Source organism: Povalibacter sp., from assembly GCF_036735925.1.
In the GTDB taxonomy this organism is placed as follows: Bacteria; Pseudomonadota; Gammaproteobacteria; order Steroidobacterales; family Steroidobacteraceae; genus Steroidobacter.
In genome coordinates this window covers 1-24,888 of record NZ_DAINNK010000031.1, presented here as the reverse complement: position 1 = coordinate 24,888, position 24,888 = coordinate 1, and the positions used below count along the sequence as shown (strand labels likewise).

Here is a 24,888-nt window from a genome sequence, read left to right as displayed (position 1 = left end):
GCGGACGCTTCACATTGACCACGCCATCAGCCAGCTGCATCTGCGGACGCTTCACATTGACCACGCCATCAGCCAGCTGCATCTGCGGACGCTTCACGTTGACTACGCCATCGGCCAGTTGCGGAGTCGATGAGTTGAGTACGCTGCCTGCGCAGACGGTAGCGGTAGCAACCAGGGCCGCAGCGACGAGCGATGCACGAATGACGTTACGCATGATGTAAAACCCTCCCGGGGAGACGATGGAATATGTAACCAGGCCGTCCGCGTTCTGTGACGGTTCACCCGGTTAAGCGACGGCCAAACGTGAAAGCCGTCACGCCGCAACCGTCCGTCAGGGTAGATTCGTCAACAATCAGGAGACTTCCGACGCGGTGGCGCGGGAAATCCCCTAAGCGTCAAATCAAGTCAACCTCGGGGACTGTCGTAGTCGGATTACGGGCGCCGGCACACGGTTCGGGAACGGGGTCCGTGACAAAATGGCGCATTGCCCTTTCGGCGGCCACTCCATCTAGAATCAGTTGAATATCCGGGTATTCCCGGATTGGTATCGAGCGGAGCGTCCTTTCTGAGCAACACGATCGCAGCGGCGATTCCCGCGGCCGACCGGCAGCAGGCGGTCACCCGACTCCTGTCGGCGTGGCAGTCGGGGGACGTGCGCGCGCTGGAACGGCTCACTCCGCTCATTTATGAAGAGCTGCGTGAGCGGGCGCGCCGCTACATGAGGAACGAGCGCCCCGGCCATACGCTCCAGGCCACCGCGGTCGTTCACGAAGCCTTCGTGAAGCTGGTTGAAATGAGCGTCCCCTGGCAGGACCGCGCTCACTTCTTCAATGTCGCCGCCCGCCAGATGCGACGCATCCTGGTCGACCATGCCAAGGCGCGGGTCCGGACCAAGCGCGGCGGCCTGTCGACCGCTACCGGCCCGGTAGACGAACTGATCGGCAGCGATCTGGCCGGGTGGCCGATGACGTCCGGGGAAATCGACGTCCTGGAAATCGATGAAGCGCTGCAGCGGCTCGCCATCCACAACCAGCGGCTGGCCGAAATCGTCGAACTGCACTACTTCGGCGGCCTGACCTACCAGGAACTGGCCGAGACGCTGAAGGTCTCCGAAGCCACCATCGACCGCGACCTGCGCCTGGCCAAGGCGTGGATCCTGCGGCAGATCCGTCCCTCGCGTCCGCGCGGCCTGGAAGGTCTATGAGTTCCGAATCAGGGATGATTCCCCCGACATCGAGGCCGGCCGGCAGCACCATCAGCGCACGCTGGGTGCGCCTGCAGGACATTTTCGATGTGGCCAAGGATCTGCCCGTCGCAGATCAGCAGGCGTTCGTGCAGCGCGAAGCCGGCGACGACCGGGAACTGTACGAGGAAGTCATCGACCTCCTCGCCCACGATCCGGGCAGCGGCCGCTCTCCGTTGACCGGCGCCCTCGGCACGGCCATCGAACTGACCACCCGCGACCGCCGACGCGCGCTGATCGGCCGCATCATCGCCAACTACCGCCTCACGAAAGTGATCGGCTACGGCGGCACCGGAACGGTCTACCAGGCCGAACGCGCGGACCGGCAGTATTCCGCCCAGGTGGCCGTCAAGATCATCGAGGCCGGCGCCCTGCCCTATGGCATCGGACAGCGGGTCAAGTCCGAACGCCAGATCCTCGCCAATCTCAATCATCCGAGCATTGCGCGCCTGCTCGACGCCGGCGAGATCGACGACGGCCGTCCGTACATGGTCATGGAATACATCCATGGCCAGCCCGTCGACCGGTTCTGCGATGACCCGGAAGTGCGGCTCGATCTGCGCCGGCGCCTGGAACTGTTCGTCGAAATCTGCTCGGCGGTGCAGTACGCGCACCAGAACCTCGTCGTCCACCGCGACCTGAAGCCCGCGAACATCCTGGTCACGCAGGCCGGGGAACCGAAGCTGCTGGACTTCGGCATCGCCAAGATGCTGGAGGAAAACAAGGCGGACGTGCCCGCGGCCATGACGCGCATCAACGATCGCGTGCTGACGCCGGAATACGCGAGCCCCGAACAGATCCTCGGCCGTACCGTCACCACCGCCAGCGACGTCTATGCGCTCGGCATCGTGCTGTACGAACTGCTCACCGGACTGCGGCCGTACGTCGTGCCGCCGCAGGCCTCGCAACTCGATCTCGAACGGCTCATCTGCCTGACCGATCCGCTGCGCCCGAGCGCGGCCGTTCAGCGCGTCATCGAAGCAAGCGACGTCGTGGACGCCCCTTCCATCGCCGACATCGCCGCGGCCCGGCACCTCACGCCGGAACGCCTGAAGCAGCGCCTGCTCGGCGATCTCGATGCCATCGTCATGCGCGCGCTGCGCAAGGAACCGCAGGCGCGCTATCGCACGGTCGAACAGTTCGCCGAAGACATCCGCCGCTATCTCAATCGCGAACCCGTGCAGGCGCGGCAGGGCAACTGGCTCTACTACTCGCAGCGCTTCGCCCGCCGCAACGCGGTGGCGGTGAGCGCGGCCGGCGTGTTCGTCACGTTCCTGGTGACGTTCGGTATCGTGATGTCGGTCCAGCGCCAGCACATCGCCGAGGAACGCGACCGCGCGACCCAGGAAAGCGAACGCGCGGAACGTGTGTCCAACTTCATGCTCGGCGTCTTCACGGCAGCCGATCCGTTCGAGAACAACGGCAAGCAGGTCACTGCCAACGATCTGCTGCAGCGTGCGGCGGGCGCGATTCAGGGCGAATTGAACGAGCAGCCCGAAGTGCGCGCCCGACTGCTCGAGGCCATCGGCCGCGCCTACCGGCGACAGAGCCAGCCCGAGCGCGCCATCGCGCTGCTCGAAGAGTCGCTGCGCGTACGCCGCCAGGCAGGCATGCCGGAAAACGTACAGACGGGTCAGGTCTTCACTGAACTGGCCATCGCGCTGCGCAACGCCGGCAAGTTCGACGATTCCGACGCCGCATTCCGGACGGCGCTGCGGATCTCCACGGAGAGCGAGGGCGACTCGCTCATGCACGCGCGCCTGCTGGTCGATCTCGGGCGCCTCGAACTGATGAACAGCCACGTCGATCAGGCGCAGAAATACTTCTCCGACGCTCTTGGCATCACGCGCCGGGTGGCCGGCGAAACCAGTGTGGACACCGCGGCCATCCAGCTGGAGATGGCCACCGTGCTGGCGTGGCGCGACGATCTGGATGGAGCAGAGAACGCCGCCCGCGAAAGTCTCGCCATCTATCGCCAGACGGCGGACGAACGGCATCCGGACCGCGTGATGGCGAACATCCGTCTCGCCGACGTGCTGCTGCTCAAGGACCAGGCGAGCGAAGCGGGTCCGCTGTACGAAAGCGCGCTGAGCGCACAGCGCGTCCTCTATGGCAACTACAGCAGCCAGGTCGCCGACTCGCTCGGTTCGCTCGCCCAGGTCCGGCTTGCCGAGAACAAGATGAAGGAAGCGGAAAAACTCACTCGCGAAGCCATCGAAACGAACATCGAGGCCCGCGGCGAGAACTACTACACGAATGGCTACCTGCAGACTTCGCTGGCGCAGATCCTGATGCGACAGGGCCGCTTCAGTGAAGCGGAGGTGCCGGTACGCGAGGCGCTCGATCTGTACGCGCGCACGCTGCCCACCGATCATCAATACGTCGCGGCGGCCGAATACGTGCTCGGCGAAATCCTGCTGTCGACCAACCGGCTGTCGGATGCGGAAGCGACGCTCACGGCCTCCATGAATCGATGGAAACGTTCCGATGCTCCCGCCTGGCGTGCGGCGCGCTCTGCGAGCGCGCTGGGCGAGGCGCTGTATCGGGAAGGACAGACGCGCGAAGCCGAAAAATATCTCGTCATGGGCTACCGGGAACTGACGGCGGACAGCGGCGTGGATACCGCCACTCGCCAGAAGGCGCACGACCGTCTCGCCCGCTTCTATGAAGCGAACGGCCAGTCGCAGAAGATGGAAGCCCTGACGCTGGAACTGCACGGCGCGCAGCCCGCCGGCCCGAAACCCAACCCGAGTCTCAACTAAACAATCCCTCGCGGCGCATTTTCCGGCGCCGCCGCTGAACGAATCCCGATCTGCTAGAGTCTTACGCAGTCAGGCAACTGCGTTGGAACCGCCGTCGTGCGGTCCACGTTTGCGTTCAACGGTTTTCTGTTTCGAGGTATCGACAAGCAATGCGCGCGCACACGTTCTTTGCCCGATGGATGATCCTGGCCGCGGCACTGTTCGCCAGCACCGCGTCGGTCGCGGACGAGCGCCAGGACGCGCGGCTGCTGACCTCCACGCAGGTGATGGAAGAACTGCTGAAGATGCCCGAGCAGAACATTCCCACCTGGCTGATGCAGCGGGCCTATGCCGTCGCGGTCGTGCCGGACGTCATCAAGGTCGGGCTTGGCATCGGCGGCCGCCGCGGCAAGGGCGTGCTGGTCGTGCGTCGCGACAACGGCGCCTGGAGCAACCCCGTCTTCGTCAATCTCACCGGCGGCAGTTTCGGTTTCCAGGTGGGCGTGCAGTCGACCGACGTCGTGCTGGTATTCACCTCGCGCAAGAGCATCGAAGGCATCGTCGGCGGCAAGATCACGCTGGGTGCGGATGCCGCGGTCGCGGCCGGCCCGGTCGGACGCCAGAGTTCGGCCGCCACCGACATCGGACTCACCGCGCAGGTCTATTCGTATTCGCGGTCCAGCGGCCTGTTTGCCGGCGTCGCACTCGACGGCTCGGCCATGACCATCGACAGCCGCTCCAACGAGGCCTTCTACGGACGATCAGGGATTCTCGCGAGCGACATCATCCGCAGCGATGCGCCCGCAGCTCCCGCCGCTGCACAGAATTTCGTTGCCGCCATCGAGCGTTCCGCGGGCTCGCCGGTCGCAAGCACGCAGGCGCCCGCCGGCACCAGCCAGGCGCCCGCCACGACGCAGCACCAGCCTGCGCAGGAAGGGGCGCTCACGACGTATCCGATGGAAGACAGCAGCCCGGGCGCGGAACCGCCGCAGTGATCAGATCACTCCGCGCCTCATCTGATCCAGCTCGATCGATTCGAACAGCGCCTTGAAGTTGCCTTCGCCGAAGCCTTCATTGCCCTTGCGCTGGATGATCTCGAAGAAAATCGGTCCGATCACATTCTGAGTGAAGATCTGCAGCAGGATGCCTTCCTGCCGCGCCGGGTTGCCGTCGATCAGGATGCGACGCCGGCTCAGTTCCTCGAGTTTTTCGCCGTGGCCGGGAACGCGCGCCTCGACGCCCTCGTAATACGTGTCGGGCGTGTCCTGGAACTGCACGCCCTGACCACGCAGCACATCGACGGTCCGGAAGATGTCACTGGTACCGAGCGCGATGTGCTGGATGCCCTCGCCCTGGTACTCGCGCAGGTATTCCTCGATCTGCGACTTGTCGTCCTGCGATTCGTTGATGGGAATGCGGATCTTGCCGCACGGACTGGTCATCGCACGACTGAACAGGCCGGTCTTCTTGCCTTCGATGTCGAAGTAGCGGATCTCGCGGAAGTTGAAAAGGCGCTCGTAGAAGCCGGCCCACTTGTTCATGTTGCCGCGCGCCACATTGTGCGTGAGGTGATCGATGTACGAGAGCCCGGCCGAGGGCGTCGCCGCGGCCGCGGCAACCGGCACGAAATCCACGTCGTAGATCGTGCGTTCGCCGTAGCGATCGACCAGATAGATGAGACTGCCGCCGATGCCTTCGATCGCGGGAATCTGCAGTTCCATCGGACCCACGCGCGTCTCGACCGGTTTCGCACCCAGCTCGACACAGCGCCGAAACGCGAACGATGCATCCTTGACCCGAAACGCCATCGCGCAGGCCGAAGGACCGTGCGCCTGCGCGAAGCGCTGACCGAAGCTGCCGGCTTGCGCATTGATGATGAAGTTGATGTCGCCCTGCCGGTGCAGCGTGACGTCCTTGCTGCGATGACGCGCCGTCGCCGGAAATCCCAGCCGCTCGAACAGCGTGCGCAGCAGTTCGGGGTCGGGCGCGGTGTACTCGACGAACTCGAAACCGTCGGTGCCCATGGGATTGTCGAAAAGCGCGGAGTTCTGTGGCGTGCTCATGACGATGAACCTGGCGGGTGATCCGTCGCAATGCAGCGTCATTGCATACCGCGATGACGCACTGCGAAGATTGCAGGTGCGGTACACGGGTCATATTGCAGCAAGTAGTTACAATTGCAACCATTCGCCATCCACGGGGCACAGCGGGACGTGAACAAGAAGAAAAGCACCGGCAGAGAGCCGGTCGACAGACTGCATCTGGAGCACTTCATTCCCTTCCGGCTGTCGGTGCTGTCCAACGTCGTGAGCATGAACATCGCCCGCGCCTATGCGCGGGAATTCGACCTTTCCATCCCCGAGTGGCGCGTACTCGCCGTGCTGGCCCGTTATCCCGACCTGTCGGCGGTCGAGGTCGCCGAACGCACGGCCATGGACAAGGTCGCGGTGAGCCGCGCCGTGCAGAGCCTGCTGAAAGCGCGACGTCTCGCGCGCACCTACGATCGCGGCGACCGGCGTCGTTCGGTGCTGCGCCTGTCCGCCAGCGGTCGATCTGTATACACGCGCGTCGCGCCGCTGGCGCTGGAATACGAGAAGAAGCTGCTTGCGACGCTCAGTGCGTCGGATCGACAGACGCTCGACCGACTCATCGCACAGTTGCTGACGCGCGCCGAGCAGATGAGCTGACTCGATGCACGCGCCGACCGCGTCACGACGAATCAAACCGCAGCCGACTTGGCTATACTTCGGCGTCGCAACGGATGTCTGGGAGACGACCGGGTGAGAACGGTTGCCGAGTTCCGCGTTCAATACCTTCAGCACCTCGATGCACAGGGCAACACGACTGGCGAACTGCCGGCGTTCGCCGCCGACAGCGACGAACTGTTGAAAATGTACGCCGCGATGCTGCGCGCCCGGACGTTCGATACCAAGGCGATCAATCTGCAGCGCACGGGCAAGCTCGGCACCTATGCGCCCTGCCTCGGCCAGGAAGCGACGCATGTCGGCGTCGGCGCCGCGATGCGGCCGGAGGATTGCCTCGCGATCGTCTACCGTGAAATCGGCACGCTGTTCTGGCGCGGCGTACGCATGACGGACGTGCTGCTGTACTGGGGCGGCGACGAACGCGGCAACGACTTCGGCGGCGCCGCGCACGACTTCGCCTGGTGCGTTCCCATTGCCACGCAGACGCTGCACGCCGCCGGCGCCGCAATGGCATTCAAGATCCGCAAGGAACCGCGCTGTGCTCTCGCCTACATCGGCGACGGCGGCACTTCGGAGGGTTCGTTCTACGAAGCGATCAATCTGGCCGGCGCGAAACAACTGCCCGTCGTCTTCATGGTCGTGAACAACAAGTGGGCGATCTCCGTACCCATCGAAGAACAGACGGCGGCGCAGACGCTGGCGCAGAAGGCGATCGCCGCCGGCATTCCCGGCATCCAGGTCGACGGCAACGATGTCATCGCGGTGCGCGCCGGCGTCGAACAGGCGCTGGCGAAGGCGCGCAGCGGCGGCGGCCCGACAGTGATCGAAGCCATGAGCTACCGTCTCAGCGATCACACGACGGCCGACGACGCGAGTCGCTATCGATCGGAAGCCGAAGTCGCCGCCGCCTGGGAGATCGAACCGATGGCACGGCTGCGCAAGCTGCTCATCGCCCGCGGCGCGCTCGACGAAGCAAGAGAGCAGGCCTTCAAGACCGAGTTCGCGCGCGAAGTGGAAGCCGCGGTGCAGGAATACCTCGCGACGCCGAAGCAGGCGACCGATGCGATGTTCGATTTCCTGTACGCCAATCCGCCGCCTTACCTGGAAGCGCAGAAAGCCATGGCCCGCCGTTACGCCGGCACCGGCCGTCCCTCGCACTAGCGCGATCCGCACATGCCCAAGATAACGATGATCGAAGCCATCGCGATGGCACAGGCGTGGGAGCTGGAACATGACCCGAGCGTGGTCGTGCTCGGCGAGGACGTCGGCCGCAGCGGCGGCGTGTTTCGCGCCACTGCCGGGCTGCAGGAACGTTTCGGCGCCGAGCGCGTGCAGGACACGCCGCTCGCGGAAAACATGATCGCCGGCATGTGCGTCGGCATGGCGGCGCAGGGCATGAAGCCGGTTGCCGAAATCCAGTTCATGGGTTTTCTGTATCCGGCCATCGACCAGATCGTGAATCACATGAGCCGCATGCGGCATCGCACCCGCGGCCGCCTGAGCTGCCCCGTCGTCATGCGCATGCCGCACGGCGGCGGCATCCATGCGCCGGAACATCATTCCGAAGCAGTCGAATCCATGATCGCGCACGTGCCGGGCATCCGCGTCGTCTGTCCTTCTTCGCCCGCGCGCGCCTACGGCCTGCTGCTGGCGTCGATCCGCGATCCCGATCCGGTGCTGTTCCTCGAACCCACGCGCATCTATCGCTACGTCAAACAGGACATCGCCGACGACGGCGAGGCCTTGCCGCTCGATACCTGCTACGTGCTGCGCGAAGGCGAGGATGTGACGATCGTGACCTGGGGTGCGATGACGGTCGAAGTGCTGCAGGCAGCCGAGCAGCTCGCGGCGCAGGGCATCGGCGCCGAAGTGATCGATCTTGCAACGATCAGCCCGATCGATTCGGCCACGATTCTCGAATCCGTGGCGCGCACCGGCCGGCTCGTCATCGTGCACGAAGCCGCGCGCAACTGCGCCATCGGCGCCGAGATCGCCGCCATCGTGGCAGAAGAAGGCCTGTTCGATCTGGTGGCACCGATCAAGCGCGTCACCGGCTACGACACCGTGATGCCGCTGTATCGTCTCGAGAACGAATTCATTCCGAGCATTCCGCGCATCGTCGATGCCGTGAAGGCGACGCTGGAGTCTCAATGACAATGCGGGCAACCACATTCAATCTGCCGGATCTCGGCGAAGGGCTGCCGGAAGCCGAGATCGTGTCGTGGCATGTTCGCGAGGGCGACACGCTGCTGGTCGATCAGCCGCTGCTCTCCGTCGAAACCGCGAAGGCCGTCGTCGAAGTGCCGAGCCCCTATGCAGGCAAGGTCGTGCGCCTGCACGCTGAACCCGGCGATACCGTGCAGACCGGCAGGCCGCTGGTGGATTTCGAACTCGCAACTTCCGATTCCGGCCAGCAACCCGTCGCCAGCAGCCAGTCGCCCGGCGGCGGTTCCGCCGCCGAAGGCATGGTCGTCGGCCACATGGCCGCCAGCGACAAGGAATTCGTCGACAACGCCATCATCCGTCGCGCGCAGCGTTCGACGGGCCGACGCGTTCGGGCCGCGCCCGCCGTGCGCATGCTCGCAAAGCGTCTGAACGTCGACCTGAACACCTGTCGCGCCACCGGACGTCATGGACTCGTCAGCGTCGACGACGTGCTGGCGCGCGCCAACGTCGGCGGCACTGCTGGCGGCTCGCCTGCAGTCGCCGGGCTCACCGATGCGGATCGTCTGCGCGGACCGCGCAAGGCCATGTCGGCCAGCATGTCGCTGTCGCGCGATCAGGTGGCGATGTGCACGATCTTCGACGACGCCGACATCGAGGCATGGCATGGCCGCGCCGACATCACGGCCCGCGTGATCCGCGCCATCGTTGCCGGCGTGCGCGCCGAACCGGGACTCAACGCCCTGTTCGATCCGACCGGACCTGCGCGACGGATCATGGATCAGGTGCATCTCGCCATCGCCGTCGATACCGGCGAAGGCCTGATCGTGCCGGTGCTGCGTGACGTCGGCTCGCAATCGCCCGAGCAGCTGCGCAGCGCGCTCAACGAACTGAAGGAACGCACCCGCAATCGCACGGTGACGCCGGAGCAGATGCGCGACTACACCTTCACGCTGTCCAACTTCGGCACGCTCGCGGGCCGCTACGCCACGCCGCTGGTGGTGCCGCCGACCGTCGCGATCCTCGGCTCCGGCCGCCTGCAACGCGATGTCGTGGCGGGCAGGACCGCTCCCGAGATCCATACGCGCCTGCCGCTGTCCCTGACTTTCGATCATCGCTGCATTACCGGCGGCGAAGCCTGCCGGTTTCTCGGCGCGGTCATCGCGGATCTTGCCCAGCAGACATGACGGCGAATCGGCTTCAGGCGATCTGCCGAAGCTCCAGTGCACGGATGCGAGGGTGACTACGAATTGCGATCGGGTCCATCCTCACCTACACACGTCCCATCACCCAAGACGTACCCATCCATGCACGGCACCATTCCTGCAGCTCGCAAGAAGCTCATCGAACAGATCGCCGCGGCCGCACGTCGCGCACGGAAGCGCAGCGATGGCGTAGAAGCGGCCAGCTTCATCCGCCAGTACTACCGCGGCGTCGCCGAAGAGGACATGGCGGCGTATCCGCGTGCCGACCTCGCAGCCCTCGCGCTCGGACAGATGCGCTTCGCCGCCACGCGCAAACGCGGCCGGGCGGCGGTCCGCGTCTTCAACTGCGATCCGGCCCGCGATGGCTGGACGACGACCCACACCATCGTGGAAGTCGTGGTCGAAGACATGCCGTTCCTGGTCGACTCGATCGGCATGGTGCTGAGCCAGGCGGGGCTCACCATCCAGCTGATGGTGCATCCGATCATCCGCGTCAGCCGCGATGCAACGGGTCGGCTGCGCGAAGTCGACGACGGCAGTGCCGCCGCCGGCAAGTTCCGGGCGGAATCCTGGCAGCACATCGAGATCGAACACATCGGCGATCCGCAACGGCTGCAGCAGCTCGAACAGAAGATCCTGCGCGTGATCGACGACGTGCGCTTCGCCGTCGAGGACTGGCCGGCCATGAAACAGCGCGCCATTGCGATTGCGCAGGACATCGCCGCCCGTTCGACGGCGGCACCGGCGAACGAGGCACGCGAGGTCGCGGCGCTGCTGGAATGGATGGAAGCGAATCACTTCACCTTCCTCGGCTATCGCGAATACCGGCTGCAGCGCGGCCGCGCGGAAGATCTGCTCGTACCGGTTGCCGAATCGGGCCTCGGCATTCTGCGTCAGCGACGCGGCCAGCACCTGGAGCCGACGCGACTCACTGGCGAGGCTCGCGATCATGCGCGCGAGGCCGACCTGCTGATCATCACCAAGGCCAACTCCGTCTCGACGGTGCATCGCGCAACGTACCTCGACTACGTCGGCATCAAGACGTTCGACAAGGCGGGACGGGTCACGGGCGAACGCCGCTTCCTCGGCCTGTTCACCTCCGGCGTCTACAGCCGCAGCCCGCGCGAGATTCCGCTGCTGCGTCACAAGATCGAACGCGTCGTCGACCTCTTCGGCCTCGATCCGGCGAGCCACGACGGCAAGGCCGTCATGCACGTGCTCGAAACCTATCCGCGCGACGAGCTGTTCCAGGCCAGCGTCGCCGACCTGATCCGCATCGTGCGCGGCATCGTGAATCTCTACGAACGTCACCGCGTGCGCGTGTTCATGCGTCGCGACACGTTCGACCGCTTCTACTCAGGCATGATTTTCGTGCCGCGCGACCGCTACAACACGCAGGTACGCAACCGCATCGAAGCGCTGGTGCGCGAACGCCTCAAGGCCACCGCCATCGAGTCGCAGGTGCAGCTCTCCGAATCGGCACTGGCGCGGGTTCACATGATCGTGCGCCTGCCGGCCGACGGCGGCCCGCGCATCGATGTCGATGCGCTCGAACAGCAGATCGCCGAGACCGTACGCACCTGGGACGACCGGCTGCGCGAAGCACTGGCACAGACGCATGGTGAAGTCGAAGGCTATGCGCTCGCCGATCGGCTAGCCGGTGCCTTCCCGGCCGCCTATGCGGAAGACGTACCCGCAGAAACCGCCGTGGCCGACGTCGCGCAGATCGATGAAGTGCTGCGCCATCCCGACCGCATCGTCATGCGACTCGTGCGCGGCGAGGCCAACGCCGTTCATCTGCGATTGCTGCGCACCGCATCGCCGATCCCGCTGTCGCGGGCATTGCCGATTCTGGAAAACCTCGGCTTCACCGTGCTGAGCGAGCGTCCGTACAGCATCGCACCGCCACACGCGACCGGACCGAGCCGCGAAATCTGGCTGCAGGACTTCGAGATGCAGCGACGCGACGGCGGCAAGACCGACCCGGCGCAGCTCGAAGCGCGCTTCACGCAGGCGTTCATCGCCACCTGGAGCGACCGCGCCGAGAACGACGGCTTCAACCGGCTCATCGTCGCTGCAGGACTCACCTGGCGACAGGCGATGGTGCTGCGTGCGTACTGCCGGTTCCTGCTGCAGGCAGGCACCGCGTTCAGTCAGTCATACATGGAACAGGTGCTGGTCTCGAACGCGGGGATCACCGCCACGCTGTCGGCGATCTTCGAGACCCAGTTCGATCCCAGGCATTCGTCCCAGCACCGCAAGGCTGATCTCGCGCGCCTGCAGAAGCAGCTGGGCAGGCAGCTCGACAAGGTCACGAGCCTCGACGAAGACCGCATCCTGCGGCGCTTCGCGAGCGCCATGTCGGCGACCCTGCGCACCAACTACTACCAGACCGACGCGGCGCATCCGCATCCTGACGGCAGCATCGACAAGAGCTACCTGTCGCTGAAACTGGATTCGCGCAACATCGCCGACCTGCCGCAGCCGCGGCCGGCGTTCGAGATCTTCGTGTATTCGCCGCGTGTCGAGGGCGTGCACCTGCGCATGGGCGCGGTGGCGCGCGGCGGCATCCGCTGGTCCGACCGGCGCGAGGATTTCCGCACCGAAGTGCTGGGCCTGATGAAGGCACAGAACGTCAAGAACACGCTGATCGTGCCGGTCGGCGCCAAGGGCGGCTTCGTTCCCAAACGGCTGCCGCAGAACGCGAGCCGCGAGGATACGCAGCGCGAAGGCGTCGAGTGCTATCGCACGTTCATTCGCGCCCTGCTCGATGTCACCGACAACATCGTCGACGGCAAGGTCGTGCCGCCGCCGCAGGTGGTGCGTCGCGACGCTGACGACACCTACCTCGTCGTCGCCGCCGACAAGGGCACGGCGACGTTCTCCGACATCGCCAACCGCATCTCTGCCGAATACGGCTTCTGGCTGGGCGATGCCTTCGCCTCCGGCGGTTCCGCCGGCTACGACCACAAGAAGATGGGCATCACCGCGCGCGGCGCGTGGGAATGCGTCAAGCGCCACTTCCGCGAACTCGGCGTCGACACGCAGACGCAGGACTTCACGGTCGCCGGCATCGGCGACATGGCTGGCGACGTGTTCGGCAACGGCATGCTGCTGTCGCGACACATCCGTCTGGTGGCCGCGTTCAATCACCAGCACATCTTCCTCGACCCGAGCCCGGATGCGGCGAAATCCTTCCTCGAACGCAAGCGCCTGTTCGAACTGCCGCGTTCGACCTGGGAAGACTACGACCGCAAGCTGCTGTCCGCCGGCGGCGGCATCCATCCGCGCAGCGCCAAGTCGATCCGCATTTCCGCGCAGGCTCAGGCGCTACTCGGCCTCGATCGCGATACGTTCACGCCGCAGGAGCTCATCCGCGCGATCCTGTGCATGCCGGTGGATCTGCTCTGGAACGGCGGCATCGGCACCTATGTGAAAGCCACGGAGGAAACCAACCTGGACGTCGGCGACCGCGCCAACGATGCGGTACGCGTCAATGGTCGCGACCTGCGCTGCAAAGTTCTCGGCGAAGGCGGCAACCTCGGCGTATCGCAGCGCGGCCGCATCGAATACGCACTGAACGGCGGCCGGCTGAACACGGACTTCGTCGACAACTCGGCCGGCGTCGATTGCTCGGACCATGAAGTCAACATCAAGATCCTGCTCAACTCGCTGCCGAAGCGCGCCGGCCTCACGCTGGCAAAGCGCAACAAGCTGCTGGCCTCGATGACCGAAGAAGTCGCCGAACTGGTGCTGCGCGACAACTATCTGCAGAGCCAGGCCCTGTCGATGCTCGAAGCCCGCGCGGTGAAGGATCTGCTCGAACACGTACACACGATCCGTTCGCTGGAACTCGCCGGCCTGCTGGATCGCTCGCTCGAATTCCTGCCGACCGGCGAAGAAATCGAAGAACGACGCAAGGCCGGTCGCGGCCTGACGCGACCGGAACTCGCCATCCTGCTGGCGTACGCGAAGATGGCGCTGTACACGCTGCTGGTCGATTCCGACGTCCCCGAAGATCCCTATCTCGGCCTGGAACTGGAGCGCTACTTCCCCGCGAAAATGCAGCAGCGGCTCGGCCGCTACTTCCGCCAGCATCGCCTGCGCCGCGAGATCATCGCCACGGCCACCACCAACAGCATGGTCAACCGCATGGGTGCGTCGTTCGCGCGTCGTACGCAGGAAGATACCGGTGCGAGCGCGGCGACCGTGGTCCGCGCCTACGCGATCGCGCGCGAGGCCTTCGGCATGCGCTCGACCTGGAGTGCGGTCGAATCGCTCGATGCGAAGGTCGACGCGCGCACCCAGTACGAGATGATGTTCGAGACCACGCGACTGCTGCGCTTCTGCACCTACTGGCTGATCCATCGTCACGCCGGCGCGTTGCAGATCGAACAGCAGGTCGGTCGTCTGCGCACGGGACTGACCCGGCTGGATGCGGCGTTGCCGCGCGTGCTGTCCGGATCGGACCTGCAGGGCTTCCAGACCCGGCACGAGGCGTATCGGGCCGCGAAGGTTCCGGAGACACTGAGCAAGCGCATGGCGAGCCTCGCGGCACTGCGCTCCGGCCCCGATCTCGTCGACATCTCGGAACACACCGGCGTCGCCATCGAAGCCGCCGCCGCCGTGTATTTCCATCTCGGCACGGCCCTGTCGCTCGACTGGATACGAGAACAGATCGAATCGCTCGGCGTCGAAGGCCACTGGCAGGCGGTGGCGCGCTCGACCCTGCGCGACAACATCTACGACCTGCAGCGCAAGCTGTGCCTGCAGGTGCTCGGCAAGTCGCGAACCGCTTCGCCGGCGACGGTCGATGCCTGGCTGGCGAAGAAGGCCGGCCCGATCGCGCACGTCCGCCAGACCATCAACGACATGCGTTCGCTGCCGCAGATGGACTTCGCGACGCTGTCGGTAGCGCTGCAGGCGGTGCGGGCGATGGCGGAGTGAAGGACGGCCGCAAAAGACCGCATAGAAGATCGGATTCGGCCCAGGACTCAATGGTACTGACTTGAGGATTTGCTCTGCCTGTGGGGCCGGCTTCAGCCGGCCTGAAAACAGTCAGGCCAAAGCCTGACCTACACAAAGAAGCCGGTCTTTGCGGCCCTCCGCCTCCGCTTCAGTCTTCGCCCGTGCGTCTGCTATAAAGCCCTCCCCCTGACCTGCGACACTCCCGAACATGCCCGGCAAACTCATCCTCGTCCGTCACGGACAAAGCATCTGGAATCTCGAAAACCTGTTCACCGGCTGGGTCGACGTCGACCTGACGGAGCAGGGCCGCAACGAGGCACGCGAAGCCGGCCGGCTGTTGAAGGCGGAAGGCTTCGAGTTCGATCTGGTCTTCACGTCCGTGCTGAAGCGCGCGATCCGCACCCTGTGGATCGTGCTCGATGAAATGGACCTGATGTGGCTGCCCGTCGAGCGCAGCTGGCGCCTGAACGAGCGCCACTACGGTGCGCTGCAGGGTCTCGACAAGGCGCAGACCGTCGAGAAGCACGGCGCCGATCAGGTGAAGATCTGGCGCCGCAGCTACGACATTCCGCCGCCGCCGCTGTCGCTCGACGACCAGCGTCATCCGCGCTTCGAACGTCGCTATGCCGCGCTCAAACCGGAAGAACTCCCGGCCACCGAATCGCTGAAGACCACGCTCGATCGCGTGCTGCCCTACTGGACCAGCCGCATCGCGCCGGAACTGAAAGCGGGCCGCAACGTGCTGATCGTCGCGCACGGCAACAGCCTGCGTGCGCTGGTGAAGATGCTCGATGGCATGTCGAACGAAGACATCGTCGAGTTCAACATCCCCACCGGCGTGCCGATCCACTACGAGCTCGACGACCACCTCAAGCCGATCTCGCGCCGTTTCCTCGGCGATCCCGAGGCGATCAAGGCGGCGGCTGAGGCCGTTGCCCGGCAGACGGAAGGGAAGAAGAAATAGCCGCAAAAAGGCGCAAAGAACGCAAGGAGATGAAGACATCTCTATCTTGAACTTTGAGTCCTTTGCGCCTTTTTGCGGCCAATCCTCCTCAGTCTTCGGTCTCCCTGACCGCCATCCACAACTCGCGGATGTAGTCGAACAGCCAGCAACACAGCTCCAGCCGGTGCCAGGCTTGAGGACTGGGTTCGACCAGGTAGCCACCCAGCAGATGTTCGCGCTGGGCCTTCGAATAGCGGTGATAGACACAGATCGCGGCGAGATCGAACAGGCGCTCGCCGACGCCGGCATATTCCCAATCGATCAATCGCAGCGCGCCGTCGTCGACGATGTTCAGGGCATGAATATCGTTGTGACACAGGCGCGGCTCGGGTTCCGCAGCCAGAAAGGCGGTGATCTGTCCGGCCCGCTGACGCAATGAAGCGTCGGTCGGTCGTCCGTGACGTTCGAGCGTCTGCGCATAGCCGCGAATGACATTCGCGAGATCGACAGACTGGATCCCGCGCGGCGGCAACAAGCCGTGCAGCCGACGCAGCAGCAGCGCGACGCGGTCGATGTTTGCGGAGTCTGTTGCCTGCGCGTCAGTCCAGGTGGCACCCGCATAGCGCGTGACCAGCAGATGTCGGTCCGGATCGCAGCAGATGACTTCGGGGCCGATGCCAGCCCGCGCGACGGCTTCCAGTATTCGCGCCTCGCTGCGCCGGTTGATCTGCAGCGATTCTTCTGAGGCGTTGCTGCGACGGACAACGAAGACCCCCGCCTCGCTGCTTACCAGCCAGCTGTCGTTGGTGAGTCCATGCTTGATGCGCTCGACGCTGTCGATGCGTCCGAGGTCGATCCCTGACAGTGCGTCGCGAAGGTCAGGTTGCGACATGCGCCATCGCACCCTCTCCGTCGGCCGCGCGTTGCGCCGCCAGATCGCGGCGCCAGACGAAGTAGCCGCGCACTACGATGCCGACATAGACGGCGGAAAGCAGCGCGAATCCCAGCAAGCCCTGCGCGTAGCACAGCCAGATCGCGACGCCGTCCACCACGATCCAGTACAGCCAGTTCTCGATCACACGCCGCGCCACCATCCAGGTGGTGATGACGCTGCCCCAGGTGACGAAGGAATCGACATAGGGCAGCGCGGCGTCGGTGTACTTCGCCAGCAGCCAGCCGTTCACCACCGTGGCCGCAGCGACCGCCGCTGCCGCCATCACATGCTGCTGCGGCGTCCAGACGCGGATGCGCACCTCACCGGCTTGGGTTCGTCCCCTGCGCCACTCGATGAACCCCACCACGGCCATCACGAGGTAGAACACCTGCAGCGTCGCCTGCATGTACAGATTGACGCGCGCGAACAGCACCAGCGAAATCGCCGTGCCGATGAAGGCACACAGCCAGCACAGCAGATTGCGCTTCACCGCCAGCAGCAGGTACGCGAGTCCGAGCGCGACCGCGATGGCCTCCCACGGACTCATGGCCGCAAACTGTTCGAGCAATGCCTTCAAGGCGCTTCTCCGCCGATCACTTTCATGACGAACACCTTGCGACCGGCTTCGGCGAAGGTGATCGCCGTCTCCTTCGCCAGGATCTCGAACACGCGCGCATGTTCGCCGGCGATCTGGGTACTGAGCGCATTGGTCGTCACCTGCAGTTCCGGATAGGTGTTGAGACGCTCGATGAACGCCTTGATGGGCGGGATGTAGTCGGCGTCGAGCGGATAGAGGCTGATGTCGATGGCGGTACGCATGAGAAGAAGCGCCTCCGGCGCGGGTGGGAGTTGGGCTACTGGCTACTGGCTACTGGCTACTGGCCAGAACGCGGTGCTGCTCAACGCAGCGACCACAGGACGTTCACGCCCACCTGCCGCGGCTCTCCGAGCTGGATGTAACGCTTGTCCCCGAAGTCCGGCGGCTCGTTGCCGAAGTAGAAGCCGCGGACCGCGTAGTCCTCGTCGAACACGTTGCGTGCCCACAGATGCACGCTCCAGCGCTCGGCCTCGTAGCCGGCCTTCAGGTTCACGAGCGAATAGGCGGCGGCGCGCTGGTCGTTGGGCGGGACGTCGAAATAGAAATCGTCGATGGCCGAGAAGTCCGCGCGCGCCATCCAGCCGAGCGGCGAACGCCAGGTGGCATTCAGCGACAGCGAGTACTCCGGCGCATGCGCCTGGTCGCGATCGCTGAGATCGATGCCCTCGGGGCGATAGCCGGAGTAGCGCGTGTGCAGCAGGCCCAGCGAGCCGCCGAATTCGAGCTGTGATGTCGCGCGCCAGCGCGCGCTCATCTCGACGCCGAGGTTGCGACCGCCCGAGGCATTGTCGGTGATGAAGAGATAGCTGTTCGGATCGCCGATCGGATCGAGCTGGATGCCCGTCGATACCTGCATGTCCTCGCGGCGCATGTAGAACGCGGTGATGTCCGCGTACAGGCGACGTTCAAACCATTCGCCCTTGGCGCCGACATCGAAACTCCACAGATACTCGGGCTCGAAGCGTTCCTTGAGTGCGGCCGCGCGGCCGAGATTGAAGCCGCCAGCCTTGTAGCCACGGGAGACGGTGGCGAACAGGCGCGCGTTGTCGCTGGCGTCGAAGTGCAGCGTCGCCTGCCCGCCCCACATTTCATCCTTCTCGCTCGTGTCGGTGACGCGCGGCTCACCGTCCTGGATGCCGTTGTCGCGATATTTCGCATCGCGCTGTTCGCCGCGCAGGCCGAGCGACCAGCCCCAGCGCTCGTTCAATGCGCCATCGAGCTGACCGAAGAGGGCGATGTTGGTGGCGTCGTAGTGGGTGCGCAGGCTGTCGTCCGCCGAGCCGGAGTATTCCGGGTAGAACGGATCGATGTATTCGCCAACGCTCACTTCGTCGATGCGCTCTTCGGTGTCGAGCGTGTAGGCGCCGACCAGCCAGGCCAGCCCTTGCTTCGAATCGGGCGAGGCCAGCCGTACTTCGAGACTGCGCGCGCGCCGCTCGCTGTTCGCTTCATAGAAATAGTCGTACGTGTACGGCGCCCAGGCGTCGGCGTTGCCCCAGTCGCCATCGAAGCTGTATTCGCCTTTCGAATCCGACAATGCCGCGATCACGGTGAGCGAGCCGAGCGAACCGGCCGCGGTTTCGATCCGCAGCGAACCGCCGTCGGCCTTCTGCGCATCCTTGCCGGGACGATCCGCCAGCGAGGTGCGCGAGTTGTCGATCGACCAGGCGTCATAGCCATTGTCGAGATCGGCATGCAGCCAGGCGAGGTCGACGGTCGTCGACTCCGACGGCCGCCAGCGCCACTTGGCGCGCGCCGTGAGCTCATCGCGATCGTTGGTGTCGTCGCGATTCAGATAAGTATCGTCGCGGAATCCGTCGCTGCGATAGCGCTGCACGCCGACGCGCCAGGAGGAATCCAGCGATTCGACCGGCCCGGTGGCCACCGCGCCGATGGAGGACGTGCCGTAGTCGCCGACCGAAGCTGCGGTAGAGAAATCGAATTCATCGCGCGGATCGGCGCTGCGCATGACGATGAGTCCGGCCAGCGCATTCGCGCCATAACGCATGCCCTGCGGGCCGCGCAGCACTTCGACGCGATCGACATCGAACAGCGTCGCGGCCATGCCGATGCCGCTGAAGTCGATGTCGTCGATGAGAAAACCCACGGACGGATTCGGCGCACCCTCGTACTGCTCGCGCTCGCCGATGCCGCGCAGCTGGAAGTAGCGCGGGCGCGACGTACCGCCGGCCCAGTGCAGATTCGGCACGCTGGCGAGCACGTCTTCGAAATGCTGCTGCCCCGCATCGCGCAGCGTCACCGCATCCAGCACCGTAACGCTGACCGGCGCTTCGATCAGCGACTGCCGGCGCAGGGTCGAGGTCACGATCACCTCTTCCAGCACATCCTGTTCGGCAGCGGAAACCATGTCGGCGAGAATCGCCGACCCCAGCAGACACAACACAGACGCACGCATGCTCAGATCCTCGCAAAGACGATCCGGCGAACGACGCAGAAGCAGCGGACGGAAAAGCGCTGACACGCTTGCGCGATGTGTTCGACACACATCGCGAGACCTGCTCCCTACGCCGGTATTAACCGGATCAGGTTCAACGGGTCCGCCGATGAGCGAAGAACTTCGCGGTCCGGCATCTCAGGCCCAAGTCAGGGCCACCCCAAGGCGGCGGCGATTGTAGCGTGATCGCTGGCCGCTGGCGACTGGCTGCTGGCGACTGGCCAGATCACAGAGGCGTCTTCTCGTTCTGGCCAGTCGCCAGTAGCCAGCAGCCAGTCGCCGCTCCGCCGCTTGCTCTTTTGCCCCCCTTCCGCCATAAGAACAGCGGGGATTTCCACTCGCACGAGGCTGCATTTCATATGGCGAACCGCCGCTGCCGGCTGTTTCATGTCGACGCGTTTACGCGTCAGCGTTTCTGCGGCAATCCCGCCATCGTGGTGCTGGACGGCGATCATCTGTCCGAACAGGAAATGCAGACCATCGCCACCGAAGTGAACTGCGAAACCGGCTTCGTGCTCGAAGCGGAAAGCGGCGATCACGACATGCAGGTGCGCTACTTCACGCCGCGGCATCCGGCATCGTTCGTCGGCCACGTCACGATTGCGGCCCAGTACGTTCGCGCCAAAGTCGACGGCAAACCCACCGGCAAACTGCGGCAGCGGACCGGCGCCGGCATCGTCGAAGTCGAAGTCACGGAAGTCGACAACGACCTGCGCGTCGCCATTACCCAGAATCCGCCTTCGCTCGGTCCGACCATTCCCGACCATCACCGCCGCCAGGTGCTCGATGCCCTCGGCATTTCCAGCCCCAGCCTGCACAACGACTGTCCGCTGCAGATCATGACGAAGGGCACGTCGCGACTGCTCATCGGCCTGCGCTCGCCGGACCTGCTGAATTCGCTCAAACCCGATTTCGAAGAACTCACGCGTCTCACGCCGCACGTCGGCGCGGAAGGCTACTTCGTGTTTGCACTCAACGAGCGGGGCGACGGCACGGAGTCGCGCATGTTCTGTCCCGCCCTCGGCATTCCTGAAGATCCGGTGAGCGGCAACGCGCACGGCATGCTCGGCGTGTACCTCGTCAACCACGGGCTGCTGCAACCGCAGGAAGGTCGCGTCGTATTCGAAGGCAGGCAGGGCCAGTGGGTGCGTCGCCCCGGCTCCGTGCGGGTGGAAGTCGAGTCGTCGGGCAAGGTGGCGCAGAGCGTGCGCATCACCGGCGATGCGGTGATCCTGTATGAGGCGGAAGTGCAGGTGTAAGGCTCTTTGGTCTTCCTGTGGGTCAGGCTTCAGCCTGACTCCTCAGAAGGCCGGCTAAAGCCGGCCCCACAGGAAGAACCATCAACCGAAGCTGACTTTTCCACCCTTCCCTATCCTCAACACCCCGCTCACCGCCGGCACGATGTCCTCCGCGTCGTGCACGGCCATCACGATCTGCGTCCCCGCTTCGGCGAGTCGCTGAATCGTGTCGAGGATCTGTTCGCGCATCTCGCCGTCGAGCCCGGTGCACGGTTCGTCCAGCAGCAGCAATTCGGGTTCGTTGATCATGGCGCGGGCGAACAGCGCGCGGCGCAGCTGGCCGTAGGACACCTGCCGCGGGCCGCGCTGACGCAGCGATTCGAGTCCGAAGAATTTCAGCCAGCGGGTGGCCGCCGTGCGATCCGCACGCGTCGCAGGCTCATTGAGGCCAATGCTCGAATAGCGCCCCGAAATGACGATCTCCTCGATCGATTTCGCGGCGAAGTAGTTCGCCTGCAGTTCCGGCGACACCCAGCTGACGCGGCGCTTCCAGTCTTCTATCCGCGTGCCGCGCGACATGCCGTCGCGCTCGATGCTGCCGCCGAGCGCCGGATGCAGGTCGCCATAGATCATGCTGAGCAGCGTCGATTTGCCGGAGCCGTTGGCGCCGAGCACCGCCCAGTTCTCGCCGCGATGCAGCGTCCAGTCGAGGTTGCGGATGACGGGGCGGTAGTCGCGGTAGATGGTGGCGTGGGTGATGCGGACGAGCCATGGCGAAGAAACTCCCTCCCTGCCCTCTCCCCTCGCTGGGGGATTCCGCCGCGCTTCCGCGCGCCTCCTCCCCGCAAGCGGGGGAGGGGGAAGAGGTTTAGTCCTTCGACTCTTTCTTGTCCCCTCCTCCGCTTGCGGGGGAGGGTTAGGGTGGGGGCGTCTCGCCACCGCTTCCGCACTCACGATCCGTCCCGCCGCAATCCGCGCCACATGCGTCAGATTCTTCGGCAACTCCTGCGGCCGATGCGACGTGATCACCCACTCATGCCCGCCGCGCGGCTGTTCCAGCGCACGCTTCAATCTTTCCTTCGCCCGCGCATCAAGCCCGTTGAACACCTCATCGAGCAGCAACACGCGCGCCGGCGATGCAAACGCGCGCGCGACCAGCGTCAGTCGCCGCTGTCCATACGACAGCGACAGGATGTGACGATTGCGCAGCCCCCACAGACTGAAGCGTCGCAGGATGCGATCGACTTTCTCGCGCTGCGCGCGCGTCGGCCGCGACAGCGGAATGTCTTCGTCGAACAGCCCGGTCGTCACGACCTGCGTGACCGTCAGATTCCAGCCGTATCGGACGTACTTGTCCTGCCGCTCCGGCCCGACGTACGCGATCAGTTCCTTGCTGCCCGCGGGCTCGCGACTTGCTGCGCCATCGAGCCGATAGATGCGCCGCTCGCGACCAGTCGGCGTCGGCCAGAGATCACCGCGCAGCATCTTCAGCAGCATCGACTTGCCGGCGCCGTTCGGCCCCAGCAACGCCCAGCGCTCACCGCGACGCAGCGCGAAGCTCACGTCGTCGAGTACGGGATGATCGTCGAGGATCAGGGAACAGTTCGACAGTTCGATCAGGGGGGCGGTTGTTTTCGTCACGAGACAAGACCGGAAAGGAGTAACCGCAAAGAACGCATAGAACGCAAAACGGAAAGAAGCAGGTACACAAAAGAGCACACAGAAACACAAAAGTGATTTTTCTGAAGAAGGCTTTTGTGCTTTTTATGTGCTCCTTTGTGTACCTGCTTCTCTTTGCGTTCTATGCGTTCTTTGCGGTTACTCCTACTTCCGAAACCCGCCAGCCGCCAGAATCTCCCCCGCTCACGACGCCGTCCTCTTCGAGCTTCAGCAGATGCGCCAGCAGCGATGACTTCGCCAGCACGTGCAGGCGCGGGTCGACGTCGTCGTAGACGCGGACGACCAGCGCGTCGAGATCGGCGCTCTGCAGTTGCGCGAGGCGCTCGAGAACTTTCGCTTCGCGCTGCTGCCTGTGCCCGATGATGCGTTCGATCTCCGCCTGTGCATCCTCGATCGTGAGGCCGTGACCGGGTGCGATGCGTGTGGCCGGTTCCTGCTGCAGCCGCCGCAGCGAACGCAGGTAGTCGCCCATGCTGCCGTCGGGCGGCGCGATGACGACGGTCGAGCCCTGCATCAGGTGATCGCCGGTGAACAGCAGGCCCGTGCCTTCCAGCAGGTAGCACAGATGATTCGATGCATGTCCCGGCGTGTGCAGGGCGCGCAGGCGCAGGCCGTCGATGTCGATCTCGTCGCCGTCGACGAGCGTGCGGTCGGGCTGGAATGTCAGGTCCTGCCGGCCATCACCGGGCGGCGCGCGGCCCAGCAGCTCCGCACCCGTGGCTTCCGCAATCACCACGGCAGCGGGCGAATGATCGCGATGCGTGTGGGTGACGAGCACGGCGGCCACCTGGTTGCGGGTTTCCCTGAGGATGCGCTCGACGTGCGCGGCTTCGTCCGGGCCCGGATCGATGACGACGCAGCGCTCGCGGCCCACGAGATAGGTGTTGGTGCCGGGGCCCGTCATGTAGCTCGCGTTGTTGGCGACGAGCCGGCGAACTCCCGGAGCGATCTCGTCGAGTTGCCCAGAGACCAGTGATGGCATGGCCCGGATCCGTCATGAACAAAGGACGCTGAGCATACTGATAGAGCCCAGTTCGATGCCATCGGTCGGGAAGGAAACCTGCGCATCGGTTCCGCCGGCGCCGAGCACGTACAGCAGCGGCAGGTAGTGTTCCGGCGTCGGCACCGACAGACGCGCCGCCTCGCCGGACTGCTCGTAGTCGATCGCGGCCCGATGATCGCCGCGCGCCAGCGCCTCGCGCAGCGTGTCGTTGAACTGCGTGGCCCAGGGATATCCGCTGCCGCTCGCATTCCAGTCGAGACGACGCAGGTTGTGAACGACGTTGCCGCTGCCGAGGATCAGGACACCTTCGTCGCGCAGCGGCGCCAGGCGTTCGCCGAGCCGGTAGTGGAATTCCGGCGACTGGCGCGCATCGATGCTCAGCTGCAGCACGGGAATCTGCGCCTGCGGATACACATGCACGAGCACCGACCAGGTGCCGTGATCCAGGCCCCATTGCCCGTCCGCCGCGACCGGCAGCGGCCGTAGCACGTCCTGCACGCGTCGCGCGATCTCCGGACTGCCGGGCGCGGGATAGTTCTGCGCAAACAGTTCGGGCGGGAAGCCGTAGAAATCGTGGATGGTGCGCGGATGCTCCATCGCGGTCACCGCGGTGCCGTCGATGTACCAGTGCGCGGAGACCGCGAGGATCGCCCGTGGCGTCGGCAGCGATTCGCCCAGCGCACGCCAGGCGTTTGTGTGTCTGTTCGCCTCCAGGGCGTTCATCGGGCTGCCGTGGCCGATGAACACGGTCGGCATGCGGGGTGTGTTCATGGTGTCGTTGTAGCCGCGCAGGCACGGTCGATAAATGCGTGGCGGGAATCGCTGTTATTCGCCCCGACCGCACCGTGAGTGGCATCGTCGAATGGGCACCTCTGGTCCGATCCTCTCCTCCTCGCAGCAGGGAAGGGCCAGAGTGAGGGCTTCTTACTGTGGGGCCGGCTTCAGCCGGCCTCTTTATTCAGAGTCAGGCTGAAGCCTGACCTACAGAAACCCCCGTCCCCCGCTGCGCGGA

Annotated in this window: 19 protein-coding genes and 1 riboswitch; of the genes, 10 read left to right on the top strand and 9 right to left on the bottom strand. The window is 65.0% G+C overall.

All coding sequences use genetic code 11. The features are described 5' to 3' along the window. A partial coding sequence (locus tag V7D81_RS11270) for a hypothetical protein (RefSeq protein WP_324316616.1) occupies positions 1–214 on the bottom strand: 214 nt, incomplete at its 3' end. 351 nt (positions 215–565) lie between these two features. On the opposite strand from V7D81_RS11270, the gene V7D81_RS11265 reads away from it, so the two are divergent. From V7D81_RS11265 to V7D81_RS11255, 3 genes are all read left to right on the top strand, one after another. Next, a complete protein-coding gene (locus tag V7D81_RS11265) occupies positions 566–1,204 on the top strand; it encodes an ECF-type sigma factor (protein ID WP_349257647.1) in 639 nt (212 codons plus the stop codon). Next, a complete protein-coding gene (locus tag V7D81_RS11260) occupies positions 1,201–4,005 on the top strand; it encodes a serine/threonine-protein kinase (RefSeq protein WP_324316614.1) in 2,805 nt (934 codons plus the stop codon). Before V7D81_RS11265 ends, V7D81_RS11260 begins: the two co-directional genes overlap by 4 nt. Positions 4,006–4,154: 149 nt before the next feature. Further along, positions 4,155–4,979: a lipid-binding SYLF domain-containing protein gene (locus V7D81_RS11255; protein ID WP_324316613.1), complete on the top strand. Its 825-nt coding sequence runs from the start codon at positions 4,155–4,157 to the stop codon at positions 4,977–4,979. Here the strand turns inward: V7D81_RS11255 and hppD are convergent, their stop codons facing one another. Further along, the gene (gene hppD / locus V7D81_RS11250; protein WP_324316612.1) at positions 4,980–6,047 is read right to left on the bottom strand and encodes a 4-hydroxyphenylpyruvate dioxygenase; all 1,068 of its coding nucleotides are present in this window, start codon (positions 6,045–6,047) and stop codon (positions 4,980–4,982) included. A gap of 150 nt (positions 6,048–6,197) precedes the next feature. Here hppD and V7D81_RS11245 point away from each other — a divergent pair, with 150 nt between their 5' ends. The 6 genes from V7D81_RS11245 (at position 6,198) to gpmA (ending at position 15,989) form a co-directional block, all read left to right on the top strand. Beyond that, entirely contained in the window at positions 6,198–6,671 is a 474-nt protein-coding gene (locus V7D81_RS11245; RefSeq protein ID WP_324316611.1) for a MarR family winged helix-turn-helix transcriptional regulator, read from the top strand. 93 nt (positions 6,672–6,764) lie between these two features. Further along, positions 6,765–7,850, top strand: a complete 1,086-nt coding sequence (pdhA, locus tag V7D81_RS11240) for a pyruvate dehydrogenase (acetyl-transferring) E1 component subunit alpha (RefSeq protein ID WP_324316610.1) — start codon at positions 6,765–6,767, stop codon at positions 7,848–7,850. A 12-nt stretch (positions 7,851–7,862) separates the two neighbouring features. Continuing rightward, positions 7,863–8,843 (top strand): alpha-ketoacid dehydrogenase subunit beta, encoded by a 981-nt coding sequence (locus V7D81_RS11235; RefSeq protein ID WP_324316609.1) that lies wholly within the window; start codon positions 7,863–7,865, stop codon positions 8,841–8,843. Positions 8,844–8,845: 2 nt separating this feature from the next. Continuing rightward, positions 8,846–10,039 carry a dihydrolipoamide acetyltransferase family protein gene (locus V7D81_RS11230; protein ID WP_324316608.1) on the top strand — a complete coding sequence of 398 codons (1,194 nt, stop codon included), beginning with the start codon at positions 8,846–8,848 and terminating at the stop codon, positions 10,037–10,039. Between the two features lie 120 nt (positions 10,040–10,159). Continuing rightward, on the top strand, positions 10,160–15,004 hold the full coding sequence (locus tag V7D81_RS11225) for an NAD-glutamate dehydrogenase (RefSeq protein ID WP_324316607.1): 4,845 nt from the start codon (positions 10,160–10,162) through the stop codon (positions 15,002–15,004). Positions 15,005–15,233: 229 nt separating this feature from the next. Continuing rightward, complete coding sequence (gene gpmA / locus V7D81_RS11220; RefSeq protein WP_324316606.1) at positions 15,234–15,989, top strand: 2,3-diphosphoglycerate-dependent phosphoglycerate mutase; 756 nt, start codon at positions 15,234–15,236, stop codon at positions 15,987–15,989. An 88-nt stretch (positions 15,990–16,077) separates the two neighbouring features. On the opposite strand, the gene V7D81_RS11215 is transcribed toward gpmA, so the two are convergent. From V7D81_RS11215 to V7D81_RS11200, 4 genes are all read right to left on the bottom strand, one after another. Further along, positions 16,078–16,860 carry a choline/ethanolamine kinase family protein gene (locus tag V7D81_RS11215; protein ID WP_324316605.1) on the bottom strand — a complete coding sequence of 261 codons (783 nt, stop codon included), beginning with the start codon at positions 16,858–16,860 and terminating at the stop codon, positions 16,078–16,080. Continuing rightward, positions 16,847–17,479: a nicotinamide riboside transporter PnuC gene (gene pnuC, locus V7D81_RS11210; RefSeq protein ID WP_324316604.1), complete on the bottom strand. Its 633-nt coding sequence runs from the start codon at positions 17,477–17,479 to the stop codon at positions 16,847–16,849. Before pnuC ends, V7D81_RS11215 begins: the two co-directional genes overlap by 14 nt. Then, entirely contained in the window at positions 17,476–17,721 is a 246-nt protein-coding gene (locus V7D81_RS11205; RefSeq protein WP_324316603.1) for a YkoF family thiamine/hydroxymethylpyrimidine-binding protein, read from the bottom strand. Before V7D81_RS11205 ends, pnuC begins: the two co-directional genes overlap by 4 nt. 80 nt (positions 17,722–17,801) lie before the next feature. Further along, positions 17,802–19,916 carry a TonB-dependent receptor gene (locus V7D81_RS11200; protein ID WP_324316602.1) on the bottom strand — a complete coding sequence of 705 codons (2,115 nt, stop codon included), beginning with the start codon at positions 19,914–19,916 and terminating at the stop codon, positions 17,802–17,804. A gap of 85 nt (positions 19,917–20,001) precedes the next feature. Next, positions 20,002–20,128: riboswitch (TPP riboswitch) on the bottom strand. 186 nt (positions 20,129–20,314) lie between these two features. Here V7D81_RS11200 and V7D81_RS11195 point away from each other — a divergent pair. Further along, on the top strand, positions 20,315–21,214 hold the full coding sequence (locus tag V7D81_RS11195) for a PhzF family phenazine biosynthesis isomerase (RefSeq protein ID WP_324316601.1): 900 nt from the start codon (positions 20,315–20,317) through the stop codon (positions 21,212–21,214). An 81-nt stretch (positions 21,215–21,295) separates the two neighbouring features. Here the strand turns inward: V7D81_RS11195 and V7D81_RS11190 are convergent, their stop codons facing one another. From V7D81_RS11190 to ygiD, 3 genes are all read right to left on the bottom strand, one after another. Next, positions 21,296–22,834, bottom strand: coding sequence for an ATP-binding cassette domain-containing protein (locus V7D81_RS11190; protein ID WP_324316600.1), 1,539 nt, complete (start codon positions 22,832–22,834; stop codon positions 21,296–21,298). A 160-nt stretch (positions 22,835–22,994) separates the two neighbouring features. Further along, positions 22,995–23,855 (bottom strand): MBL fold metallo-hydrolase, encoded by an 861-nt coding sequence (locus V7D81_RS11185; RefSeq protein ID WP_324316599.1) that lies wholly within the window; start codon positions 23,853–23,855, stop codon positions 22,995–22,997. A gap of 12 nt (positions 23,856–23,867) precedes the next feature. Further along, positions 23,868–24,647, bottom strand: coding sequence for a 4,5-DOPA dioxygenase extradiol (gene ygiD, locus V7D81_RS11180; protein WP_324316598.1), 780 nt, complete (start codon positions 24,645–24,647; stop codon positions 23,868–23,870). Positions 24,648–24,888: the final 241 nt, after the last annotated feature.